Below are 19,330 nucleotides of genomic sequence, written 5' to 3' on the forward strand. Positions count from 1 at the left end.
CGTCGCCCCCATCCGCCCCGTCGAGGCGCTGTCGTCCGGCGAACAGTTCGCCCAGGCCTACCTGGCCAAGGGGGAGCAGACGGAAGTGCACTTCGACTTCACCATCACCGAAGCCTTCAAGCCCACGCAGGACCGCCCCCGCCTGATGGTGAGCCAGCTCTTCAGGAAACGCCTAGTGAGCGAGACGCACAATCGCTTCTGGTCCGAAAGCCGCCCACCCAAGGTGGAAACCGGCGACATCCACGAAGGGGACTTGCGCCAGGAGGCCACCTTCCGCTTCGGCATGGGCGAGGGCATCGTGCGCCCGATCTCCGCCTGGGTGCAACTGCCGCCCGACCTGGCCGGCGACGAGCGCGGCATCGCCGAGTTCATCGACTACCGGCTGCTGGTGCGCCTGGCCACGGCGGAGAACCAGGCCCTCACCTTCGGCCCGCATGGCCTGCTCAACCACCCCGGCGTGACGCGCCTGCCCTACACCGGCAGCTATTTCGACGGCATCATGGCCGCCTGCAACGAGATCGAGCAGAACGGCGCGACGGCCCACGCGATGATCGTGAACCCCGTGGACTACTACCACGGCCTGCTGGGCAAGGGCATCCTGGGCGACCTGCAGCAAAACGGCACGAAGATCGTGCGCACCCGCATGGTGGCCCCGGGCTGTGCACTGGTCGGCGATTTCGCGGTGGCGGCGCGCATCCTGCACACGGGCAAGTCGGTCATCCGCGTCGGCACGCCCCCTGCCGGCACGTTCGCGACCGAAGGCACCGCGGTGTGCGCGGAGATCTACGAAGGCCTGGCCGTGCACCTGCCCACGCACTTCTTCCACGTCGTGAAGGCCGGCTGAGCCCCCATCGCCTCGTATCGCATCGCTTCGGCTCGCACCGCGCGCCCACCGACAAGGAGTCCGCCCCCATGCATGACCCACAGAGCGGCCTGGCCTTCTACCGGCCTTTCATGCCGATCTTCCTCGGCCTTTTCTTTTGCCACCTGGGCATCGGCGCCACGTTGTCGGTGCTGCCGTTCTACGTCAAGGACGCGATCGGCGGCAGCGACGTGGACGTGGGCACCGTGATCGCCGCCATCGCCGTGGCCGTGGTGCTCACCCGGCCGGTCGCGGGGCGGCTGTCGGACCGCATCGGCCACAAGAAGCTGATGCTGCTGGGCGCGCTCTTTTGCGTGCTGGCGGGCGCCGCGTACCTCGTGGCGCATCGGGTGGATGCGCTGATCGCGGTGCGGGTGCTGCACGGCATCGGCGAGGGCTGCGCCTTCACCGCCGGGGCAACTTGGCTGGTGGGGCTCGCGCCCGCCGAGCGGCGCGGAAAGATCATCGGCCTTTATGGCGTGAGCATGTGGTCGGGCGTCACCCTGGGCGCGCTGGTGGGCGCGGCGCTGATGCAGGCCGCAGGGTTCACCGCCGTGTGGGTCCTGTGCATTGCCGCCCCCCTGGCCGGATTCGCCTGCGTGCTGTCGAAACCCGCGCCCGTGAAGGCGCAGGCAGCGACGAAAAGCGCGCTCTTTCCCCGCTCGGCATTCCTCCCCGGCTTCACGTTGGCGCTGGGGTCCATGGGGTATGCCGCGCTCGCCTCCTTCGTCTCGCTCTACATGGCGGCCAAGGGCATCGAGAACGGCATCCTGGCATTCAACGTCTTCGGCTTCGCCTATGTGGGGTCGCGGCTTTTCCTGGGTCACTGGCCGGACCAGCTGGGGCCTTACCGCGTCGCCCTGTGGGCGGCGCTCGGCGAGGCCGCGGGCCTACTGCTGCTGGCCGTCGCTCCCAACCTGGCCGTGGCCGTGCTGGGGGGCCTCGCGATGGGGCTCGGACTTTCGCTGCTCTATCCCTCGCTGGCGCTGATCGTCATCCGCAAGACCGAAGCGGCGCACCATGGCGCGGCGCTCGGCATGTTCACCTCGTTCTGGGACCTGGGCATTGCCGCAGGGGGCGTGGTGGCGGGCTTCGTGGCGGCCCGCTTCGGCTATGCCGAGATCTACGGGGTGATGCTGGCCGCCACGCTGGCCAGCATGGTCGGCGTGATGCTGCTGTGGATGCCGCAGCGCACTCCCCGGCGCTCGCTACCGCAATGACGCCCTCCCTGCGCGCCCTGTCATTTGGATTTCCCTTTTTCGAAGGAGCCGAAACATGTTTCTCGATCATCTGCAGCGGCTGGAAGCCGAGAGCATCCACATCCTGCGCGAGACGGTGGCGGAGGCCGACAACCCCGTCATGCTGTACTCCATCGGCAAGGACAGCTCGGTGATGCTCCATCTGGCGATGAAGGCGTTCTACCCGGCCCGGCCGCCGTTCCCCCTGCTGCACGTGGACACGCTGTGGAAGTTCCGCGAAATGATCGCCTTTCGCGATCAGCGGGCGCGGGAAACCGGCATGGAGATGCTGGTGCACAGCAATCCGGATGGCATCGCGATGGGCATCGACCCGTTCGTGCATGGCTCGTCGGTCCATACCGATCTGATGAAAACCCAGGCGCTCAAGCAGGCGCTGGACCACCACCGTTTCGACGCCGCTTTCGGCGGCGCGCGGCGCGACGAAGAGAAGTCGCGGGCCAAGGAGCGCATTTTCTCACTGCGCTCCGTGCACCACCGCTGGGACGCCCGGCGCCAGCGGCCCGAGCTTTGGCGGGTGTACAACACGCGCAAGCACCAGGGCGAGAGCATCCGCGTGTTCCCGCTTTCCAACTGGACCGAGGCCGACATCTGGCAGTACATCGCCCGCGAGCGAATTCCCATCGTGCCGCTGTACTTCGCCAAGGAAAGGCCCGTGGTGGAGCGCAATGGCATGCTGCTGATGGTGGACGACGAACGCCTGCCGCTGGCGCCCGGCGAGCGGCCGCAGATGCGGCGGGTGCGTTTTCGCACCCTGGGCTGCTATCCGCTCACCGGCGCCATCGAAAGCGATGCCGATTCGCTCGATGCGATCATTGCCGAGACGCTGGCGGCGCACACCTCCGAACGGCAGGGCCGGGCCATCGACCACGACGGCAAGGGATCCATGGAACTGAAGAAACAGGCGGGGTATTTTTGATGAGCGGCTCCCAACCTTCTCCTGCGCCGCAGCGCAGCCTGCTGCGCGTGATCACCTGCGGCAGCGTGGACGACGGCAAGAGCACGCTGATCGGCCGGCTGCTCTACGAATCCAAGAGCCTGTATGAAGACCAGCTGCAGGCGCTGGCCGCCGACTCCCGCAAGGCCGGAACGCAGGGCGGCGCGCTCGACTTCGCACTGCTGGTCGATGGCCTGGTGGCCGAGCGGGAACAGGGCATCACCATCGATGTGGCCTACCGCTACTTCTCGTCCCCCACGCGCAAGTTCATCCTGGCCGACACGCCGGGCCACCTGCAATACACCCGCAACATGGCCACGGCGGCCTCCAACGCCGGCGCGGCGATGGTGCTGGTCGATGCGCGCAAGGGCGTTCTCACCCAGACCCGCCGGCATGCCTACATCGGCGCGCTGCTGGGCATCCGGGCCCTGGCGCTGGTGGTCAACAAGATGGATCTGGTGGACTACGACCAGGAACGCTTCACCGCCATCGAGGCGGAATTCAGCGCCCTGGCGCAGCAGATGGGGCTGCCCGCACCCGTGTGCATTCCGCTGTCGGCCCTGCGCGGAGACAACCTGGTGGAACGCAGCCAGCACACGCCGTGGTATCAGGGGCCCACGCTCGGGCAGTGGCTGGAAACCACGGAGGTTGACGAGACCGTGGCCGCGCGGCAGCCGCTGCGGTTTCCGGTGCAGTGGGTGAACCGGCCGAGCGAGGACTTCCGGGGCCTGGCAGGCACCGTGGCCGCTGGCAGCGTGCGCGTGGGCGACGCGGTGGTGGTGCAGCCATCGGCCCAGCAGGCGCGGGTCAAGCGCATCGTCACGTACGACGGCGATCTGCCCACCGCCGTGGCGGGCCAGTCCGTCACCCTGGTGCTGGATGCCGACATCGACGTCTCGCGCGGCGACCTCATCGCCGACCCGGCCTCTCCCGCGGAAGTGGCCGACCGCATCGAAGCCGACATGGTCTGGTTCAGCGAAACGCCGCTGTTCCCGGGCCGCGGGTATTGGCTCAAGTGCGGCCCCCGCACGGTGGGCGCGACCGTCACGCGCATCGTCCACCGGGTGGACATCGAAACCTTCGACCGACTGCCTGCGGACCAGCTCGACATGAACGCGGTGGGACTGGTCGAACTAACCCTGGACCAGCCCATCGCCTTCGATGCCTATGACCTCAATCGCGACGCCGGCGGCTTCCTGCTGATCGATCGCATCGACCACGAGACGGCCGGTGCGGGCATGCTGGTTCGCGCGCTGCGCGATGCCGATAACCTGGTGTGGCACCACTCCCAGATCACCAAGGCACAGCGGGCCGCGATCAAGCACCAGAAGGGGTGCGTGCTGTGGCTCACCGGGCTGTCCGGCGCAGGAAAATCGACCATCGCCAACAGGGTGGAGCAGCAGTTGCACCGGCGCGGCTGCCACAGCTTCCTGCTGGACGGCGACAACGTCCGCCACGGCCTCAACAAAGACCTGGGGTTCACCGACGCCGACCGGGTCGAGAACATCCGCCGAGTGGGCGAGGTTGCCAAGCTGATGGTGGATGCCGGCCTCATCGTGCTGGTGGCCTTCATCTCGCCGTTTCGTGCCGAGCGCCGGGCGGCACGGGCGCTGCTGGAGGCCGGCGAATTCCTGGAGGTGTTCATCGACGCGCCCCTGGAACTGGCCGAGCGGCGCGATCCGAAGGGCCTGTACCGCAAGGCGCGCAGCGGCGCGCTGAAGAACTTCACCGGGATCGACTCGCCTTACGAGCCGCCGGAGCATCCGGACATCCACATCCAGACCGCGCACATGTCGCCCGAACAGGCGGCCGACTGCATCGTGTCCCGGCTCATCGCCGCGGGCCTGGTGGTGCCGCCCTCGGCAGCGCGCACGGCCACCACCGCATGAGCGGCAGCACTGGCACCGGCACCGATTCGGCCTGGGACGCCATCGTGCTGGGTGGCGGCATGGCGGGGGCCAGTTGCGCCTGGGCGCTGGCGCGCCACCGGCGGGTGCTGCTGCTGGAGCGCGAGGCACATTGCGGCTACCACGCCACCGGCCGCTCGGCCGCGCTGTTCTCCGAGTATTTCGGCAACCGGACGGTGCGCGCGCTCACCGCGCTCAGCCGGCCGTTTTTCGAGGCGCCGCCCACCGGCTTCGCCCCGGTGCCGCTCGTGGCGCCGCGCGGCGTGGTGGCACTGGCCACGCAGGACGACCTGAACGCTGGCCGCATCGACAGCGCCCTGGCGGCCGGCCACCACGCCCGCGAGCCCGCCCGCGTGATCGGGCTGGACGCCGCCCTGGCCCGCTGCCCGGTCATCGACCCCCGCCCCTACCGCTGCGCCGTGTGGCGCCCCTCGGTCATGGACATCGATGTCGATGCGCTGCACCAGGGCTACCTGCGCGGCCTCCGGGCCGCTGGCGGCAGCGTCCGCACCGGAATCCGCCTGGAGGCCATCGCGCGGGACGCGTCGGGGCACTGGACTGTCCAGACGCCGGAGGGCCGCTTTCACACGCCGTGCCTGATCAATGCGGCCGGCGCCTGGGCCGACGAAGTCGCGGGCCAGGCCGGCGTCGCGGCCATCGGCCTGGTGCCCAAGCGCCGCACGGCCGTGATCGTGGATCTGCCGGACAGCGCTTCGTACCAGCCCGCGCTGGCATCCTGGCCGATGGTGACCGATCTGGCGGACACGTTCTATTTCAAGCCCGAGGCCGGCCGCCTGCTGGTCAGCCCCAGCGACGAAACCCCCATGCCGCCCTGCGACGTGCAGCCCGAGGAGTGGGATGTGGCGGTGGCGGTCGATCGGCTGCAGCAGGCCACGACCCTGGCGGTGCGGCGCGTGGCCCACCGCTGGGCAGGCCTGCGCAGCTTCGTGGCCGACGGATCTCCGGTGCTGGGTGCGGCCGGGGATGCACCCGGCTTCGTCTGGGCCGCGGCGCTCGGGGGCTATGGCATTCAGATCGCTCCGGCAGTCGGACAGGCAGTCGCCGCGCTCGTCCTGGAAGGGGATCTGCCACGCCATTTCATCGAACAGGGCCTGTCGGCCGCTGCGCTGCGTCCCCGCCGGCAGGATCACGCCGATGCACTGCCCGCCTGCGCCCAGGCGCTGCCGTGAGGGCGTGAGGGCGTGAGGGCGTGAGGTTGCCGCCACAGGACCTGGCATCAAAAAGGCCTCTACCGCAATAAATACTAGGGCATATAGCTATAAATTTAATAGCAAAAGAAAAACCCGCCGAAGCGGGCTTTTCTTCACAGGGAGGGGCCGATCAGGCGGCCACGCCGTCCGCGACTTCCTTGTACTCCTCGATCTGGTCGAAGTTCATGTACTTGTAGATCTTGTCGCCGTTCTGGTTGAGCACGCCCATGTCCGCCAGATACTCTTCCTTGGACGGAATGCGACCGAGCTTGGAGCAGATGGCCGACAGCTCGGCCGAGCCCAGGTACACGTTCGTGTTCTTGCCCAGGCGGTTGGGGAAGTTGCGGGTGCTGGTGGACATCACCGTGGCGCCCTCCTTCACCTGTGCCTGGTTGCCCATGCACAGCGAGCAGCCAGGCATTTCCATGCGGGCACCGGCCGCGCCGAACACGCCGTAGTGGCCTTCCTCGGTCAGCTGGTGCGCGTCCATCTTGGTGGGCGGCGCCATCCACAGCTTGACCGGGATGTCCTTCTTGCCTTCCAGCAGCTTGGAGGCCGCGCGGAAGTGGCCGATGTTGGTCATGCAGGAGCCGATGAACACCTCGTCGATCGGCGCGCCGGCCACATCGGACAGCGTCTTGGCGTCGTCCGGGTCGTTGGGGCAGCACACGATGGGCTCGGTGATCTCGGCCAGGTCGATCTCGATCACGGCGGCGTACTCGGCGTCTTCGTCGGGCTGCAGCAGCTGCGGATTGGCCAGCCAGGCCTGCATGGCCTTGATGCGGCGCGTGATGGTGCGTGCATCGGCATAGCCCTGGGCGATCATGTTCTTGAGCAGCACGATGTTCGAGTTGATGTACTCGATGATCGGCTCCTTGTTCAGGCGCACCGTGCAGCCGGCAGCCGAGCGCTCGGCCGAGGCGTCGGACAGCTCGAACGCCTGCTCCACCTTCATGTCCGGCAGGCCTTCGATTTCGAGGATGCGGCCCGAGAAGATGTTTTTCTTGCCCTTCTTCTCGACGGTCAGCAGGCCGGCCTTGATGGCGTACAGCGGAATGGCATGCACCAGGTCGCGCAAGGTCACGCCGGGCTGCATCGCGCCCTTGAAGCGCACCAGCACCGATTCCGGCATATCGAGCGGCATCACGCCCGTGGCGGCGGCGAACGCCACCAGGCCGGAGCCCGCGGGGAAGCTGATGCCGATGGGAAAGCGCGTGTGCGAATCGCCGCCCGTGCCCACGGTGTCGGGCAGCAGCATGCGGTTGAGCCAGCTGTGGATGATGCCGTCGCCGGGCTTGAGCGAGATGCCGCCGCGCGTGCTGATGAAGTCGGGCAGCTCGTGGTGCATCTTCACGTCCACGGGCTTGGGGTACGCGGCGGTGTGGCAGAAGGACTGCATCACCAGGTCAGCGCTGAAGCCCAGGCAGGCCAGGTCCTTCAGTTCGTCGCGCGTCATCGGGCCGGTGGTGTCCTGCGAGCCGACCGAGGTCATGCGCGGTTCGCAGTACGTACCTGGCACCACGCCTTCGCCCTCGGGCAGGCCGCAGGCGCGGCCGACCATCTTCTGGGCCAGCGTGAAACCCTTGCCGGTGGCGGCAGGGTTCTGCGGCAGGCGGAACAGGGTCGAAGGCGCCAGGCCCAGGGCCTCGCGCGCCTTGGCGGTGAGGCCACGGCCCACGATCAGCGGAATGCGGCCACCCGCGCGCACTTCGTCGAACAGCACTTCGCTCTTCACTTCGAACTCGGCGATGACCTGGCCGTTCTTGAGCGCCTTGCCGGCGTAGGGCAGCAGCTCGATCTCGTCGCCCATGTTCATCTGGCTCACGTCCAGCTCGATCGGCAGCGCGCCCGCGTCTTCCATGGTGTTGTAGAAGATCGGAGCGATCTTGGAGCCCAGGCACACGCCGCCGAAGCGCTTGTTCGGCACGTAGGGGATGTCTTCGCCGGTGAACCACAGCACGCTGTTGGTGGCCGACTTGCGGCTGGAACCCGTGCCCACCACGTCGCCCACGTAGGCCACGAGGTTGCCCTTGGCGCGCAGGTCTTCGATGAACTTCACCGGGCCGCGCTTGCCGTCTTCTTCGGGCGTGATGCCCTCGCGCTTGTTCTTGAGCATGGCCAGCGCATGCAGCGGAATGTCCGGGCGGCTCCAGGCGTCAGGTGCGGGCGACAGATCGTCGGTGTTGGTTTCGCCGGTGACCTTGAGCACCGTGAGCTTGATGCTCTGCGGCACTTCGGGGCGGCTGGTGAACCACTCGGCGTCGGCCCAGCTTTGCAGGACGGCCTGGGCGAATGCGTTGCCCTTGTCGGCCTTTTCCTTGACGTCATGGAACTGGTCGAACATCAGCAGCGTCTTCTTGAGGCCTTCGGCCGCGACCGATGCCACGGCGGCATCGTCCAGCAGGTCGATCAGCGGCGTGAGGTTGTAGCCGCCCAGCATGGTGCCCAGCAGTTCGGTGGCCTTCTCGCGGCCGATCAGCGTGCATTTTTCGGTGCCGTGCGCCACCGCGGCCAGATAGCTCGCCTTGACCTTGGCGGCGTCGTCCACACCAGCGGGCACGCGGTAGGTGATCAGCTCCACCAGGGTGGCCTCTTCGCCTGCGGGCGGCGCCTTCAGCAAATCGATCAGCGAAGCGGTCTGCTTGGCCGTGAGAGGCAGGGGCGGAATGCCCAGTGCGGCGCGCTCGGCCACATGGTCACGGTAGGCTTTCAACATATTTTTCTCCGGTGGGTTTCTGGTGTGGGGGGCTGTGTATCGCCGGCCATGCGGTCCGGGCCCAGCAGGCGCGCCCGGTCAAGAAGAATCACTGGGCCGGCGCAGGCGCGGCCGCCGTTGCGGGAGCGGGCGCAGGCAGGGCTTCCAGCAGGCTGGGCTGCGGGTTCTTCTTGATGGTTTCGGTCACGGCGACCTGCTGCGGGCTCATGCACTCGTCGGCCAGGCGCTGGCCGAGCTTCTGGTTCATGAGCATGGACTTGTTGGCGATCTGGATCCACACGGCGCCGGCCTTCTGGTCCTCCAGGCGTACGGCGCCCGTGCTGGTCGCGATGGGCGACATGTAGTAATTGAAGCCCTTGCCGTCGATGCGGAAGTGGCCCGGCGACTTGGGGTCGGCTTCCACGTGCACGGAGGCGCCAAGCTCGCAAGGAATGTGGCCCGTGTGAACGCGCTCGGCAATGGCCAGTTCCTGCGGCGTCAGGGCGGCCTCGGCCGCGATGATGCCGGTGGCCACCTGGTTGGTGGCGCTCTTCAATTGCGTGCGGCTGCTCGTGGCCTTCTTGGCCGCGGCCGGCTTGGCCGCTGCGCTCTTGGCGGCTGGCTTGGCTGCAGGCTTGGCCTCGGCGGACTTTTCCTTGGCGGCGGACTTGGCAGGCGCTGCCTTGGCCGTGCTCTTGGCCGGTGCAGGCTTGGCGGGAGCGGCGTCTTGCGCCATCACCAGCGCGGGGGCCAGCAGCATCAGGGCAGAAGCGATGAAGGTTTTCATGAGAACTCCGACGAAAAAGGAGATGTGGGGGGAGAACGTTATGGTGGGGCGGCTCAGGAATGGCCCTGAGCCGGCAGGTCAAACCAGGCGTGCGCCGCAGCGGGTAGCACGCGGCCGGTTTGGTGCGCACGCTCCAGCACCTGCCAAAAGTAGCGGTAGCTGGCGCGGTCGTGCAATACGCCATCGACGCTGATGGGGGCCCAGTCAGCGTGCGAGGCGGCGGAAAGAAGCTGGGCAGCTTGCGCGATCTCGTCCTGCGCAGGCGCGAAGGCGTCCAGGATGGGGCGGATCTGCGCCGGGTGGATGCTCCACATGCGCGTGTAGCCCAGCTGGCGCGAGGCTCGCCCTGCAGCCGTGCGCAGCGCATCGGCATCGTTGAATTCGGTCACCACGCAGTGGGACGGCACCTTGCCGTGGGCATGGCATGCCGCAGCGATCTCGAGCTTGGCCCGCACCACCAGCGGGTGCTCGAACTGGCCCTGCGATCCCATGGCACGGGCAGGAATCGCACCGGCATGCGCCGACACGAAATCCATCAGGCCGAAGCTGATCGATTGCACGCGCGGATGGGCGGCGATCTCGAAGGCGTGCTGCACGGCGGCAGGCGACTCCAGCAGCACGTGCAGGGGCACCTGCCCTGCCGATGCGGCGAGCAACGCCTTTTCGGCTTGCAGCACGTCGTCCACCGACTCGACCTTGGGTACCATGATGTGGCACAGCCGCGGGGCGGCTTCGCCGCCAATGGTGGCCATGTCTTCGGCGAAGGCGGGATGGTCCACGGCGTGCACGCGCGCTGCCACCCTGGCGCCGGGCGGCGCACTGCGCGCCAACTGCGCCACCAGGGCGGCATGTTCGCGCTCGCGGCCCACGGGGGCGCCGTCTTCGCAATCGAGGGTCACATCGAACACGCAATGGCCGAACTCGGCCGCCATGGCGGCTTGCAGCTCCAGGCTCTTGCGCATGCGGGCTTCCACGCCGCTGTAATGGTCGCAGACCGGCAAGCGCACGGCGCTGGCCTGCGCGCCCATGAGCACCGTCGCGGGGTGGGCGCCGGTCGCGGTCATGACGGGCGCTGCGCCACGATGAACATGCGCGGGAACGCCAGCAGCCGCCGACCATCGCTGCGCACGGCATAGGCCGCGGCGATGCGGCGCTCGTACTCGGCCAGGAAGCTCTCGCGCAAAGAATCGCCCAACGGATCGATGAAGGGCTTGAGGCCCGTGGCGCGGACCCATTCGACGATGGCTGCGGGCGACGCCATCACATGCTGGTAGATGGTGTGCCACACATCGATGCGCTCGGCGCGCGGGGCCAGCAGATCGTAGTAGCCGCCGATGTCGTAAAGCCCGGTGCGCAGCGCGTCGGCGTCGCCGATGGGCTCGCGCCAGGGCGCCTCGGCAGCCACTTCGCGCATCAGGCGGTGCGTGGGCTCCTGGCGGTTGTCTGGCATCTGGATCGCCAGCACGCCACCGGGGGCGAGGCTGTCGAACAGGCGCGCAATGAGCGTGTCATGCCCTGCCACCCACTGCAGGGAGGCATTGGCGTAAATGAGGTCGGGTGCCGTATCAGGCACCCAGCGGGCGATGTCGCCCAGCACGAAGGACACGCCGGGCAGGCGCTCGCGCGCGCTGGCCAGCATGGCTTCGGAATTGTCGAGGCCGGTCACCTGCGCTTGCGGGAAGCGCCGGACCAGCAGCTCGGTGGAATTGCCTGGCCCGCAGCCCAGATCCACCACGTGGACCGGCTCGGGATGGGGCACCCGCGCCAGCAGCTCCTGGGCCGGGCGCGTGCGCTCGTCCTCGTAGCGGCGATAGAGCGCAGGATTCCAGTCGAGCATGAAAAACGGAAAACGAAAATTACAACAGGTGCTTCACGCCGTCTTGCTCGCCTTGCAGCTCGGCCAGCGTCTTGTCGATGCGTTCCTGGCTGAAAGCGTCGATTTCCAGGCCTTCGACGACCTTGTACTCGCCGTTTTCGCAGGTGACGGGGAAACCGAACATCACATCTTCGGGAATGCCGTACTGGCCATCCGAAGGAACGCCCATGGTGACCCACTTGCCGTTGGTGCCCAGTGCCCAGTCGCGCATGTGGTCGATGGCGGCATTGGCGGCCGAAGCGGCGGAGGAGGAACCGCGCGCCTCGATGATGGCGGCACCGCGCTTGCCCACGGTGGGCAGGAACGTGTTGGCGTTCCATTCCTGGTCGTTGATCGTCTTGGCGACGCTTTCACCGTTGATGGTGGCGAAGCGGTAGTCGGCATACATCGTGGGCGAGTGGTTGCCCCAAACGGCCAGCTTTTCGATGGCGGCCACGGGCTTGCCGGTCTTGGCAGCGATCTGGCTGGCAGCGCGGTTGTGGTCCAGGCGCAGCATGGCGGTGAAGTTCTTGCGCGGCAGGTCCGGTGCGCTCTTCATGGCGATATAGGCGTTGGTGTTGGCGGGGTTGCCCACGACCAGCACCTTCACGTTGCGGCTGGCCACGGCATTCAGCGCCTTGCCCTGGGCCGTGAAGATGGCGCCGTTGACGGCCAGCAGTTCGGCACGTTCCATGCCCGGGCCACGGGGACGCGAGCCCACCAGCAGGGCGTAGTCCGCATCCTTGAATGCCGTCATGGGGTCGCTGTGGGCTTCCATGCCGACCAGCAGCGGGAAGGCGCAGTCGTCGAGTTCCATCATCACGCCCTTGAGCGCCTTTTGCGGGCCTTCGACGGGCACTTCGAGCAATTGCAGGATGACGGGCTGGTCCTTGCCCAGCATTTCGCCGGAGGCAATGCGGAACAGCAGGGCGTAACCGATTTGACCGGCGGCGCCGGTAACAGCAACGCGGACGGGCTTCTTGCTCATGAAAAACTCCAGAAAGTGGAAAAACGGGTGTCGGTGCAGTCGATGCACCAGCGCCAGTCAAACCAAGCAGCCCGTGCCCTGCAGAACAGCTCCCGAGTGTACCGCTGAAATCTGCAGCCGGTCAATTTGTCTTATGTCTTATATAAGATATGATCCGGCGTCGCCGCCGCGCGAAAACCCCTCCTCGCCTGCGCGCCAGCCGCCCATCGATCCGCCGCCATGTCCACCCTTCCGGTTGCCGCCTCCGACAGCCCTGCGATACCGGCAGGAAACGCGGGCGCACCCACGCCGGCCTTCAGCCCGCTGTACCAGCAGATCAAGGGACTCATCCTGCACAGCCTCCAGCATGGCGAATGGAAGCCGGGCGAGTCGATTCCGAGCGAGATGGAACTGGCCGCCCGCTTCCGCGTGAGCCAGGGCACGGTGCGCAAGGCCATCGATGAGCTGGCAGCAGAAAACCTTGTCGTTCGCCGCCAGGGCAAGGGCACCTTCGTCGCCACGCATGCCGAGCGGCATGTGCAATACCGATTCCTCAAGCTCATGCCTGATTCGGGCGATGCCGGGGTCGAGGGGCCGGCCCAGCGCCACATCATCGAATGCCGCCGCATCCGTGCCAGCGCCGAGATCGCGCGCGCCCTGGCGCTGCGCAGCGGCGACGCCGTGGTGCATGCCCGGCGCATCCTGTCGTTCGGCGACGTTCCCACCATCCTGGAAGACATCTGGCTGCCCGGACAGGCCTTCAAAGGACTGACCGCGGAGCAGATGTCCAGCTACCAGGGCCCCACCTACGCCATGTTCGAAATCGATTTCGGCGTGAGAATGGTGCGCGCCGACGAGAAGCTGCGGGCCGTGCAACCCGACGACGAACAGGCACGGCTGCTGCAGGTCGCCCCCGGCACGCCGCTGCTCAGTGTGGAGCGCATTGCCTACACCTACAACGAAGTTCCGATGGAGTTACGCAAGGGTCTGTACCGTACCGATACGCACCACTATCACAACGAACTGAGCTGAGTTGCCCACCATGCCGATACCGTCCGGTGAAATTACGCCGTACCGAAACACTGCGGTTGCTGCATTGCAATAGAATTTTGGGTTGTTTCGTTCGCGCGAAATTACAACGCAGTTACATCCACGAAAGCACCGCCATGACCGAGATCGCCAAAAAGCGGCCTGAATTCCGCAACATCAATGCCCTCACGGACTTGCCCACCTACCGACTTCCTGCCGCGGGATGGGTGTCGATCCTGCACCGCGTCAGCGGGGTGATCATGCTGGTGCTGCTCCCCTTCATCCTTTGGATGTTCGACACCTCGGTGTCTTCGGAAATCTCCTTCGGCAAATTCAAGGCCGCCTTCGTGGTGGGCCTGGGCTTCGTGCCAGGCTGGTTCCTCAAGCTGGTCGTGCTGGCGCTGATTTGGTCCTATCTGCACCACTTCACCGCCGGCTTGCGCCACCTGTGGATGGACGTGAGCCACAGCGCGGTGAACAAGGACTTCGGCAACAAGTCCGCCACCGCCACCCTCGTCATCAGCATCGCCCTCACCCTCGTGCTCGGCGCCAAGCTGTTCGGCCTTTATTGATCCGGCCCGGCATCTCCCACGTATCTACAAAAAAAAGGAACTCCCATGTCCGTGAACTACGGCTCCAAGCGCATCGTCGTCGGCGCTCACTACGGAGTCCGCGACTGGCTGAGCCAGCGCGTGACTGCCGCCCTGATGGCGGTCTTCACCATCGTCTTGCTGGCGCAGGTGCTGCTGACCAAGGGCCCCATCGGCTACGACCGCTGGGCCTCGATCTTCTCGGCGCAATGGATGAAGGTTCTGACCTTTTCCGTCATCGTCGGCCTCGCATGGCATGTCTGGGTGGGCACGCGCGATGTGCTGATGGACTACGTGAAGCCCGTGGGCTTGCGCCTCGCCTTGCAAGCCATCGCGATCTTCTGGCTCGTCGGCTGCGCCGGCTGGGGTATCCAGATCCTCTGGCGTCTCTGATCCATTCCCCCGCGACTGAAGGCAAACAACAATGAGCTACACCAAAGCGAACATCACCACGCGCAAGTTCGACGTCGTCATCGTCGGTGCTGGCGGCTCCGGCATGCGCGCCGCCCTCGAACTCTCCCGTGCCGGCCTGAACGTGGCCTCGCTGTCCAAAGTGTTTCCCACCCGCTCGCACACCGTGGCAGCCCAGGGCGGAGTGAGCGCATCGCTCGGCAACATGAGCGAGGACAACTGGCACTATCACTTCTACGACACCATCAAGGGCTCCGACTGGCTGGGCGACCAGGACGCCATCGAGTTCATGTGCCGCGAAGCCCCCAAGGTCGTGTACGAGCTCGAGCACTTCGGCATGCCGTTCGACCGCAACCCCGACGGCACCATCTACCAGCGCCCGTTCGGCGGCCACACGGCCAACTACGGTGAAAAACCGGTACAGCGCGCCTGCGCCGCGGCCGACCGCACCGGCCACGCCATGCTGCACACGCTGTACCAGCAGAACGTGAAGGCCAAGACGAACTTCTTCGTCGAATGGATGGCACTGGATCTGATCCGCGATGCATCGGGAGATGTGGTTGGCGTGATGGCTCTGGAACTGGAAACCGGCGAGCTGTATGCCCTGCAGGCCAAGGCCGTTTTGCTGGCCACCGGTGGCGCCGGCCGCATCTTCGCTGCATCGACCAACGCGTTCATCAACACGGGCGACGGCTTGGGAATGGCCGCACGCGCCGGCATTCCGCTGCAGGACATGGAGTTCTGGCAGTTCCACCCCACCGGCGTGGCCGGTGCGGGCGTGCTGCTGACCGAAGGCTGCCGCGGCGAAGGCGCCATCTTGCTCAACAGCAATGGCGAGCGCTTCATGGAGCGCTACGCGCCCACGCTGAAAGACCTGGCGCCGCGCGACTTCGTCTCCCGCTCGATGGACCAGGAAATCAAGGAAGGCCGCGGCTGCGGCCCCAACAAGGATTACGTGCTGCTCAAGCTCGACCACCTGGGTGCCGAGACGATCCACAAGCGGCTGCCTTCGGTGTACGAAATCGGCGTCAACTTCGCCAACGTCGACATCACCAAAGAGCCAATCCCCGTGGTGCCCACCATCCACTACCAGATGGGTGGCATTCCGACCAACATCAACGGCCAGGTCGTGGTTCAGAACGGCGACGTGCACAATCAGGTCGTCAACGGCCTGTATGCCGTGGGCGAATGCTCGTGCGTGTCGGTGCACGGCGCCAACCGCCTGGGCACGAACTCGCTGCTCGACCTGCTGGTCTTCGGCAAGTCCGCCGGCCGCCACATCGTGGACATGATCAAGGGCAGCGGCGAGCACAAGCCCCTGCCGGCCGATGCGGCCGACCGCACCCTGGTGCGCCTGAACCAGCTGCAGGATTCGAACGAAGGCACCTACGCACAGGACGTCGCCAACGACATCCGCGCGTCGATGCAGCAGCACGCCGGCGTGTTCCGCACGCAAGAGGGCATGGATGAAGGCGTGGTCAAGATCAACGCCATCCGCGAACGCGTGGGCTCCGTCACGCTCAAGGATAAATCCAAGGTCTGGAACACCGCCCGCATGGAAGCGCTGGAAGTGGACAACCTCATAGAAGTGGCCCAGGCCACGATGACCTCCGCCGCCGCCCGCAAGGAATGCCGCGGCGCCCACACCGTGTATGACTACGAGCATCCGGCCGACCACGCGGAATTCCCGCTGGGCCGCAACGACAAAGAGTGGATGAAGCACACCTTGTGGCACAGCGCAGGCAATAACCTGACCTACAAGCCCGTGAACCTGAAGCCTTTGACGGTCGACAGCGTGCCCCCCAAGGTCCGTACGTTCTGACCTTACAAGCCCACGAGAAAGAACACCATGAAGCGCACCTTTCAAATCTACCGCTACGATCCGGACAAGGACGCCAAGCCCTACATGCAGACCGTGGAGATCGAACTCGACGGCCACGAGCGCATGCTGCTGGACGCCCTGGTGAAGCTCAAGGCGCAGGACCCGTCCATCTCCTTCCGCCGCTCCTGCCGCGAAGGCGTCTGCGGCTCCGACGCGATGAACATCAACGGCAAGAATGGCCTGGCGTGTCTCACCAACATGAACACGCTCAAGGGCACCATCGTGCTCAAGCCGCTGCCCGGTCTGCCAGTGATCCGCGACCTGATCGTGGACATGACGCAGTTCTTCAAGCAGTACAACTCGATCAAGCCGTATCTCATCACCGAAGGAATCACGCCCGAGAAGGAACGCCTGCAAAGCCCCGAAGAGCGCGATGAGCTCAACGGCCTGTACGAGTGCATCCTGTGCGCTAGCTGCTCGACGAGCTGCCCCAGCTTCTGGTGGAACCCCGACAAGTTCGTGGGCCCCGCCGGCCTGCTGCAGGCATACCGCTTCATTGCGGACAGCCGCGACGAGGCCACGGGCGCCCGCCTGGACAACCTCGAAGATCCCTATCGCCTGTTCCGCTGCCACACCATCATGAACTGCGTGGACGTGTGCCCCAAGGGCCTCAACCCCACCAAGGCCATCGGCAAGATCAAGGAACTGATGGTGCGTCGCGCCATCTGACCGCCATGGCAGACGACGAATTGCTCGACGAACGCGAGGCTGCCAAGCTGAAGTGGCGCAGCCGCCGCGGCCTGGTGGAGAACGATCTGTTCATCGAGCAGTTCTTCGCCACCTACGGCTCGCGCCTGACCCAGCGCCAGGCACAAGGTCTCACGACCTTGATGGACCTCTCCGACAACGACCTGCTGGACCTGCTGCTGCGGCGCACGGAACCCACGGGCGAGATCGATACCGGGGACGTCAAGGAAGTGCTTGAACAGCTGCGCCGCAGAGCGTCAGCACCCCCTCCACCGCTTGCGGGCTAACAACAGAAGGAAACTGGAAATGAAACTGGCAGACAACAAGGCAACGCTATCGTTCAGCAACGGCAGCCCCAGCGTGGAACTTCCCGTGTACCAAGGCAGCATCGGCCCCGACGTGGTCGACATCCGCAAGCTGTACGCACAGACGGGCATGTTCACCTATGACCCCGGTTTCCTTTCTACGGCAGCGTGCCAGTCTTCGATCACCTACATCGACGGCGACAAGGGCGAATTACTGTATCGCGGCTACCCCATCGAGCAACTGGCCACGCAGTGCGACTTCCTCGAAACCTGCTATCTGCTGCTGAATGGCGAATTGCCCAACCCCTCGCAGAAGACCGAGTTCAGCGACAGCGTGACCCAGCACACGATGGTCAACGAGCAGATGCAGTTCTTCCTGCGTGGCTTCCGCCGCGACGCCCACCCGATGGCCGTGCTGACCGGCCTGGTGGGTGCGCTGTCGGCCTTCTACCATGACAGCACGGACATCAACAATCCGCAGCACCGCGAAATCTCCGCGATCCGCCTGATCGCCAAGATGCCGACGCTGGTGTCGATGGCATACAAGTACGGCGTGGGCCAGCCCTACATGTACCCGCAGAACGACCTGAGCTATGCCGGCAACTTCCTGCGCATGATGTTCGGCACGCCGTGCGAAGAGTACAAGGTCAATCCGGTGCTCGAACGGGCGCTCGACCGCATCTTCATCCTGCACGCCGACCATGAGCAGAATGCTTCCACGTCCACCGTGCGCCTGTGCGGCTCCTCGGGCACCAACCCGTTCGCCGCCATCGCTGCTGGCGTGGCCTGCCTCTGGGGCCCCGCCCACGGTGGCGCCAACGAAGCCGCATTGAACATGCTGCATGACATCCAGGCCCAAGGCGGCGTGGAAAAGATCGGCGAGTTCATCAAGCAGGTCAAGGACAAGAACTCCGGTGTGAAGCTGATGGGCTTCGGTCATCGCGTGTACAAGAACTACGACCCACGCGCCAAGCTCATGCAGGAAACCTGCAATGAAGTGCTGGCTGAACTGGGCCTCGAAAAGGATCCGCTGTTCGCCTTGGCCAAGGAACTGGAAAAGATCGCCTTGGAAGACGACTACTTCGTGCAGCGCAAGCTCTACCCGAACGTGGACTTCTACTCTGGCATCGTGCAACGCGCGATCGGCATTCCGGTGAACCTGTTCACCGGAATCTTCGCGCTGGCCCGCACCGTGGGCTGGATCGCCCAGCTGAACGAAATGATCGGAGACCCCGAGTACAAGATCGGTCGCCCTCGCCAACTGTTCGTGGGTGCCGAGCGCCGCGACGTACAGCCACTCGACAAGCGTTAATCCGTGCTGCTGTTGGAGAGGGCCTGAGCGGGCTTCTCCACCTGCCGGAGCTGCTTTCTTACTCAATGCCAGTCAGTTCACGCTGACTGGCATTTTTTATTGGGCAGCCCAAGCCGAAGCCTTGATGGCCGAGGCGCAATGCCGCTCAAAGCGGGTGCGCCCATTGCAAGAAACGGTTGCTCAAGCCGGCTATCTTTTGCCGTGCTGCTCGCCAGACCCATACAAAGGTTCAGGAAATAAAAAAGCCTTCCAAATCTGTGATTTGGAAGGCTTTTACCAATGGTTAGTTGGTAGGCGCGATTGGACTCGAACCATTTGTTCATAGGATTCGGGTAGGTCCATGTCGGGTTGCCCCCTGCAGCCCAACCACCGGGGACCGACACGTATTCCCATCAAGTTCCCCGGGTAGTTCCCAGACGTGTTCCCAGCCTTCCAGACCGCGCCCCGTGATCGAATGCGCCACCACGCCGGGTGCGTCAATGGCTGGCGGGAGAGCTCAAAATTCCCGATGGCGTTTGGGACGACATCAAGCGGCTGCTACGAGAGCGCGGGGGGAACGCCATCGCCGTGGTTGCAGGCTTGGAAGTGCCCCCGCCAGCCACGATTGCGCCCGAAAAAGATTCGCTTTGAACCGGCA

The 19,330-nt window shown here is 65.6% G+C and carries 18 protein-coding genes; 12 read left to right on the top strand and 6 right to left on the bottom strand.

Annotated elements, in window-relative coordinates:
* Positions 1 to 85 precede the first annotated feature (85 nt).
* From M5C98_RS14650 to M5C98_RS14670, 5 genes are read left to right on the top strand one after another with little or no spacing between them, the layout of a single operon-like run.
* Positions 86 to 844 (top strand): family 3 encapsulin nanocompartment shell protein, encoded by a 759-nt coding sequence (locus M5C98_RS14650; RefSeq protein ID WP_442867286.1) that lies wholly within the window; start codon positions 86 to 88, stop codon positions 842 to 844.
* Entirely contained in the window at positions 772 to 2,082 is a 1,311-nt protein-coding gene (locus tag M5C98_RS14655) for an MFS transporter (RefSeq protein WP_272548175.1), read from the top strand. Before M5C98_RS14650 ends, M5C98_RS14655 begins: the two co-directional genes overlap by 73 nt.
* A 55-nt stretch (positions 2,083 to 2,137) precedes the next feature.
* On the top strand, positions 2,138 to 3,037 hold the full coding sequence (gene cysD, locus M5C98_RS14660; RefSeq protein ID WP_272548176.1) for a sulfate adenylyltransferase subunit CysD: 900 nt from the start codon (positions 2,138 to 2,140) through the stop codon (positions 3,035 to 3,037).
* Complete coding sequence (gene cysN, locus M5C98_RS14665) at positions 3,037 to 4,944, top strand: sulfate adenylyltransferase subunit CysN (RefSeq protein ID WP_272548177.1); 1,908 nt, start codon at positions 3,037 to 3,039, stop codon at positions 4,942 to 4,944. Before cysD ends, cysN begins: the two co-directional genes overlap by 1 nt.
* Positions 4,941 to 6,152 carry an NAD(P)/FAD-dependent oxidoreductase gene (locus tag M5C98_RS14670; protein WP_272548178.1) on the top strand — a complete coding sequence of 404 codons (1,212 nt, stop codon included), beginning with the start codon at positions 4,941 to 4,943 and terminating at the stop codon, positions 6,150 to 6,152. Before cysN ends, M5C98_RS14670 begins: the two co-directional genes overlap by 4 nt.
* A 151-nt stretch (positions 6,153 to 6,303) precedes the next feature.
* On the opposite strand, the gene acnB is transcribed toward M5C98_RS14670, so the two are convergent.
* From acnB to M5C98_RS14695, 5 genes are all read right to left on the bottom strand, one after another.
* Complete coding sequence (acnB, locus tag M5C98_RS14675; RefSeq protein ID WP_272548179.1) at positions 6,304 to 8,889, bottom strand: bifunctional aconitate hydratase 2/2-methylisocitrate dehydratase; 2,586 nt, start codon at positions 8,887 to 8,889, stop codon at positions 6,304 to 6,306.
* Positions 8,890 to 8,977: 88 nt separating this feature from the next.
* Positions 8,978 to 9,655, bottom strand: coding sequence for a hypothetical protein (locus M5C98_RS14680; protein WP_272548180.1), 678 nt, complete (start codon positions 9,653 to 9,655; stop codon positions 8,978 to 8,980).
* Positions 9,656 to 9,708: 53 nt separating this feature from the next.
* A complete protein-coding gene (locus M5C98_RS14685) occupies positions 9,709 to 10,719 on the bottom strand; it encodes an HpcH/HpaI aldolase/citrate lyase family protein (protein ID WP_272548181.1) in 1,011 nt (336 codons plus the stop codon).
* A complete protein-coding gene (gene tam, locus M5C98_RS14690; protein ID WP_272548182.1) occupies positions 10,716 to 11,492 on the bottom strand; it encodes a trans-aconitate 2-methyltransferase in 777 nt (258 codons plus the stop codon). Before tam ends, M5C98_RS14685 begins: the two co-directional genes overlap by 4 nt.
* A 19-nt stretch (positions 11,493 to 11,511) precedes the next feature.
* The gene (locus tag M5C98_RS14695) at positions 11,512 to 12,498 is read right to left on the bottom strand and encodes a malate dehydrogenase (RefSeq protein ID WP_272548183.1); all 987 of its coding nucleotides are present in this window, start codon (positions 12,496 to 12,498) and stop codon (positions 11,512 to 11,514) included.
* Positions 12,499 to 12,717: 219 nt separating this feature from the next.
* On the opposite strand from M5C98_RS14695, the gene M5C98_RS14700 reads away from it, so the two are divergent.
* From M5C98_RS14700 to M5C98_RS14730, 7 genes are all read left to right on the top strand, one after another.
* Positions 12,718 to 13,509 carry a GntR family transcriptional regulator gene (locus M5C98_RS14700; RefSeq protein WP_272548184.1) on the top strand — a complete coding sequence of 264 codons (792 nt, stop codon included), beginning with the start codon at positions 12,718 to 12,720 and terminating at the stop codon, positions 13,507 to 13,509.
* Between the two features lie 134 nt (positions 13,510 to 13,643).
* Positions 13,644 to 14,078 carry a succinate dehydrogenase, cytochrome b556 subunit gene (gene sdhC, locus M5C98_RS14705; RefSeq protein WP_272548185.1) on the top strand — a complete coding sequence of 145 codons (435 nt, stop codon included), beginning with the start codon at positions 13,644 to 13,646 and terminating at the stop codon, positions 14,076 to 14,078.
* 45 nt (positions 14,079 to 14,123) lie between these two features.
* Complete coding sequence (sdhD, locus tag M5C98_RS14710; protein ID WP_272548186.1) at positions 14,124 to 14,489, top strand: succinate dehydrogenase, hydrophobic membrane anchor protein; 366 nt, start codon at positions 14,124 to 14,126, stop codon at positions 14,487 to 14,489.
* Positions 14,490 to 14,520: 31 nt separating this feature from the next.
* Positions 14,521 to 16,329 carry a succinate dehydrogenase flavoprotein subunit gene (gene sdhA / locus M5C98_RS14715; RefSeq protein ID WP_272548187.1) on the top strand — a complete coding sequence of 603 codons (1,809 nt, stop codon included), beginning with the start codon at positions 14,521 to 14,523 and terminating at the stop codon, positions 16,327 to 16,329.
* Between the two features lie 27 nt (positions 16,330 to 16,356).
* Positions 16,357 to 17,058 carry a succinate dehydrogenase iron-sulfur subunit gene (locus tag M5C98_RS14720; protein ID WP_272548188.1) on the top strand — a complete coding sequence of 234 codons (702 nt, stop codon included), beginning with the start codon at positions 16,357 to 16,359 and terminating at the stop codon, positions 17,056 to 17,058.
* 5 nt (positions 17,059 to 17,063) lie between these two features.
* Positions 17,064 to 17,363: an FAD assembly factor SdhE gene (locus tag M5C98_RS14725; RefSeq protein ID WP_272548189.1), complete on the top strand. Its 300-nt coding sequence runs from the start codon at positions 17,064 to 17,066 to the stop codon at positions 17,361 to 17,363.
* A 19-nt stretch (positions 17,364 to 17,382) separates the two neighbouring features.
* A complete protein-coding gene (locus tag M5C98_RS14730; RefSeq protein ID WP_272548190.1) occupies positions 17,383 to 18,693 on the top strand; it encodes a citrate synthase in 1,311 nt (436 codons plus the stop codon).
* Between the two features lie 77 nt (positions 18,694 to 18,770).
* On the opposite strand, the gene M5C98_RS14735 is transcribed toward M5C98_RS14730, so the two are convergent.
* Positions 18,771 to 19,016, bottom strand: a complete 246-nt coding sequence (locus M5C98_RS14735) for a hypothetical protein (RefSeq protein WP_272548191.1) — start codon at positions 19,014 to 19,016, stop codon at positions 18,771 to 18,773.
* Positions 19,017 to 19,330 lie beyond the last annotated feature (314 nt).

It is taken from the genome of Acidovorax sp. NCPPB 3576 (assembly GCF_028473605.1).
In the GTDB taxonomy this organism is placed as follows: Bacteria; Pseudomonadota; Gammaproteobacteria; order Burkholderiales; family Burkholderiaceae_C; genus Paracidovorax.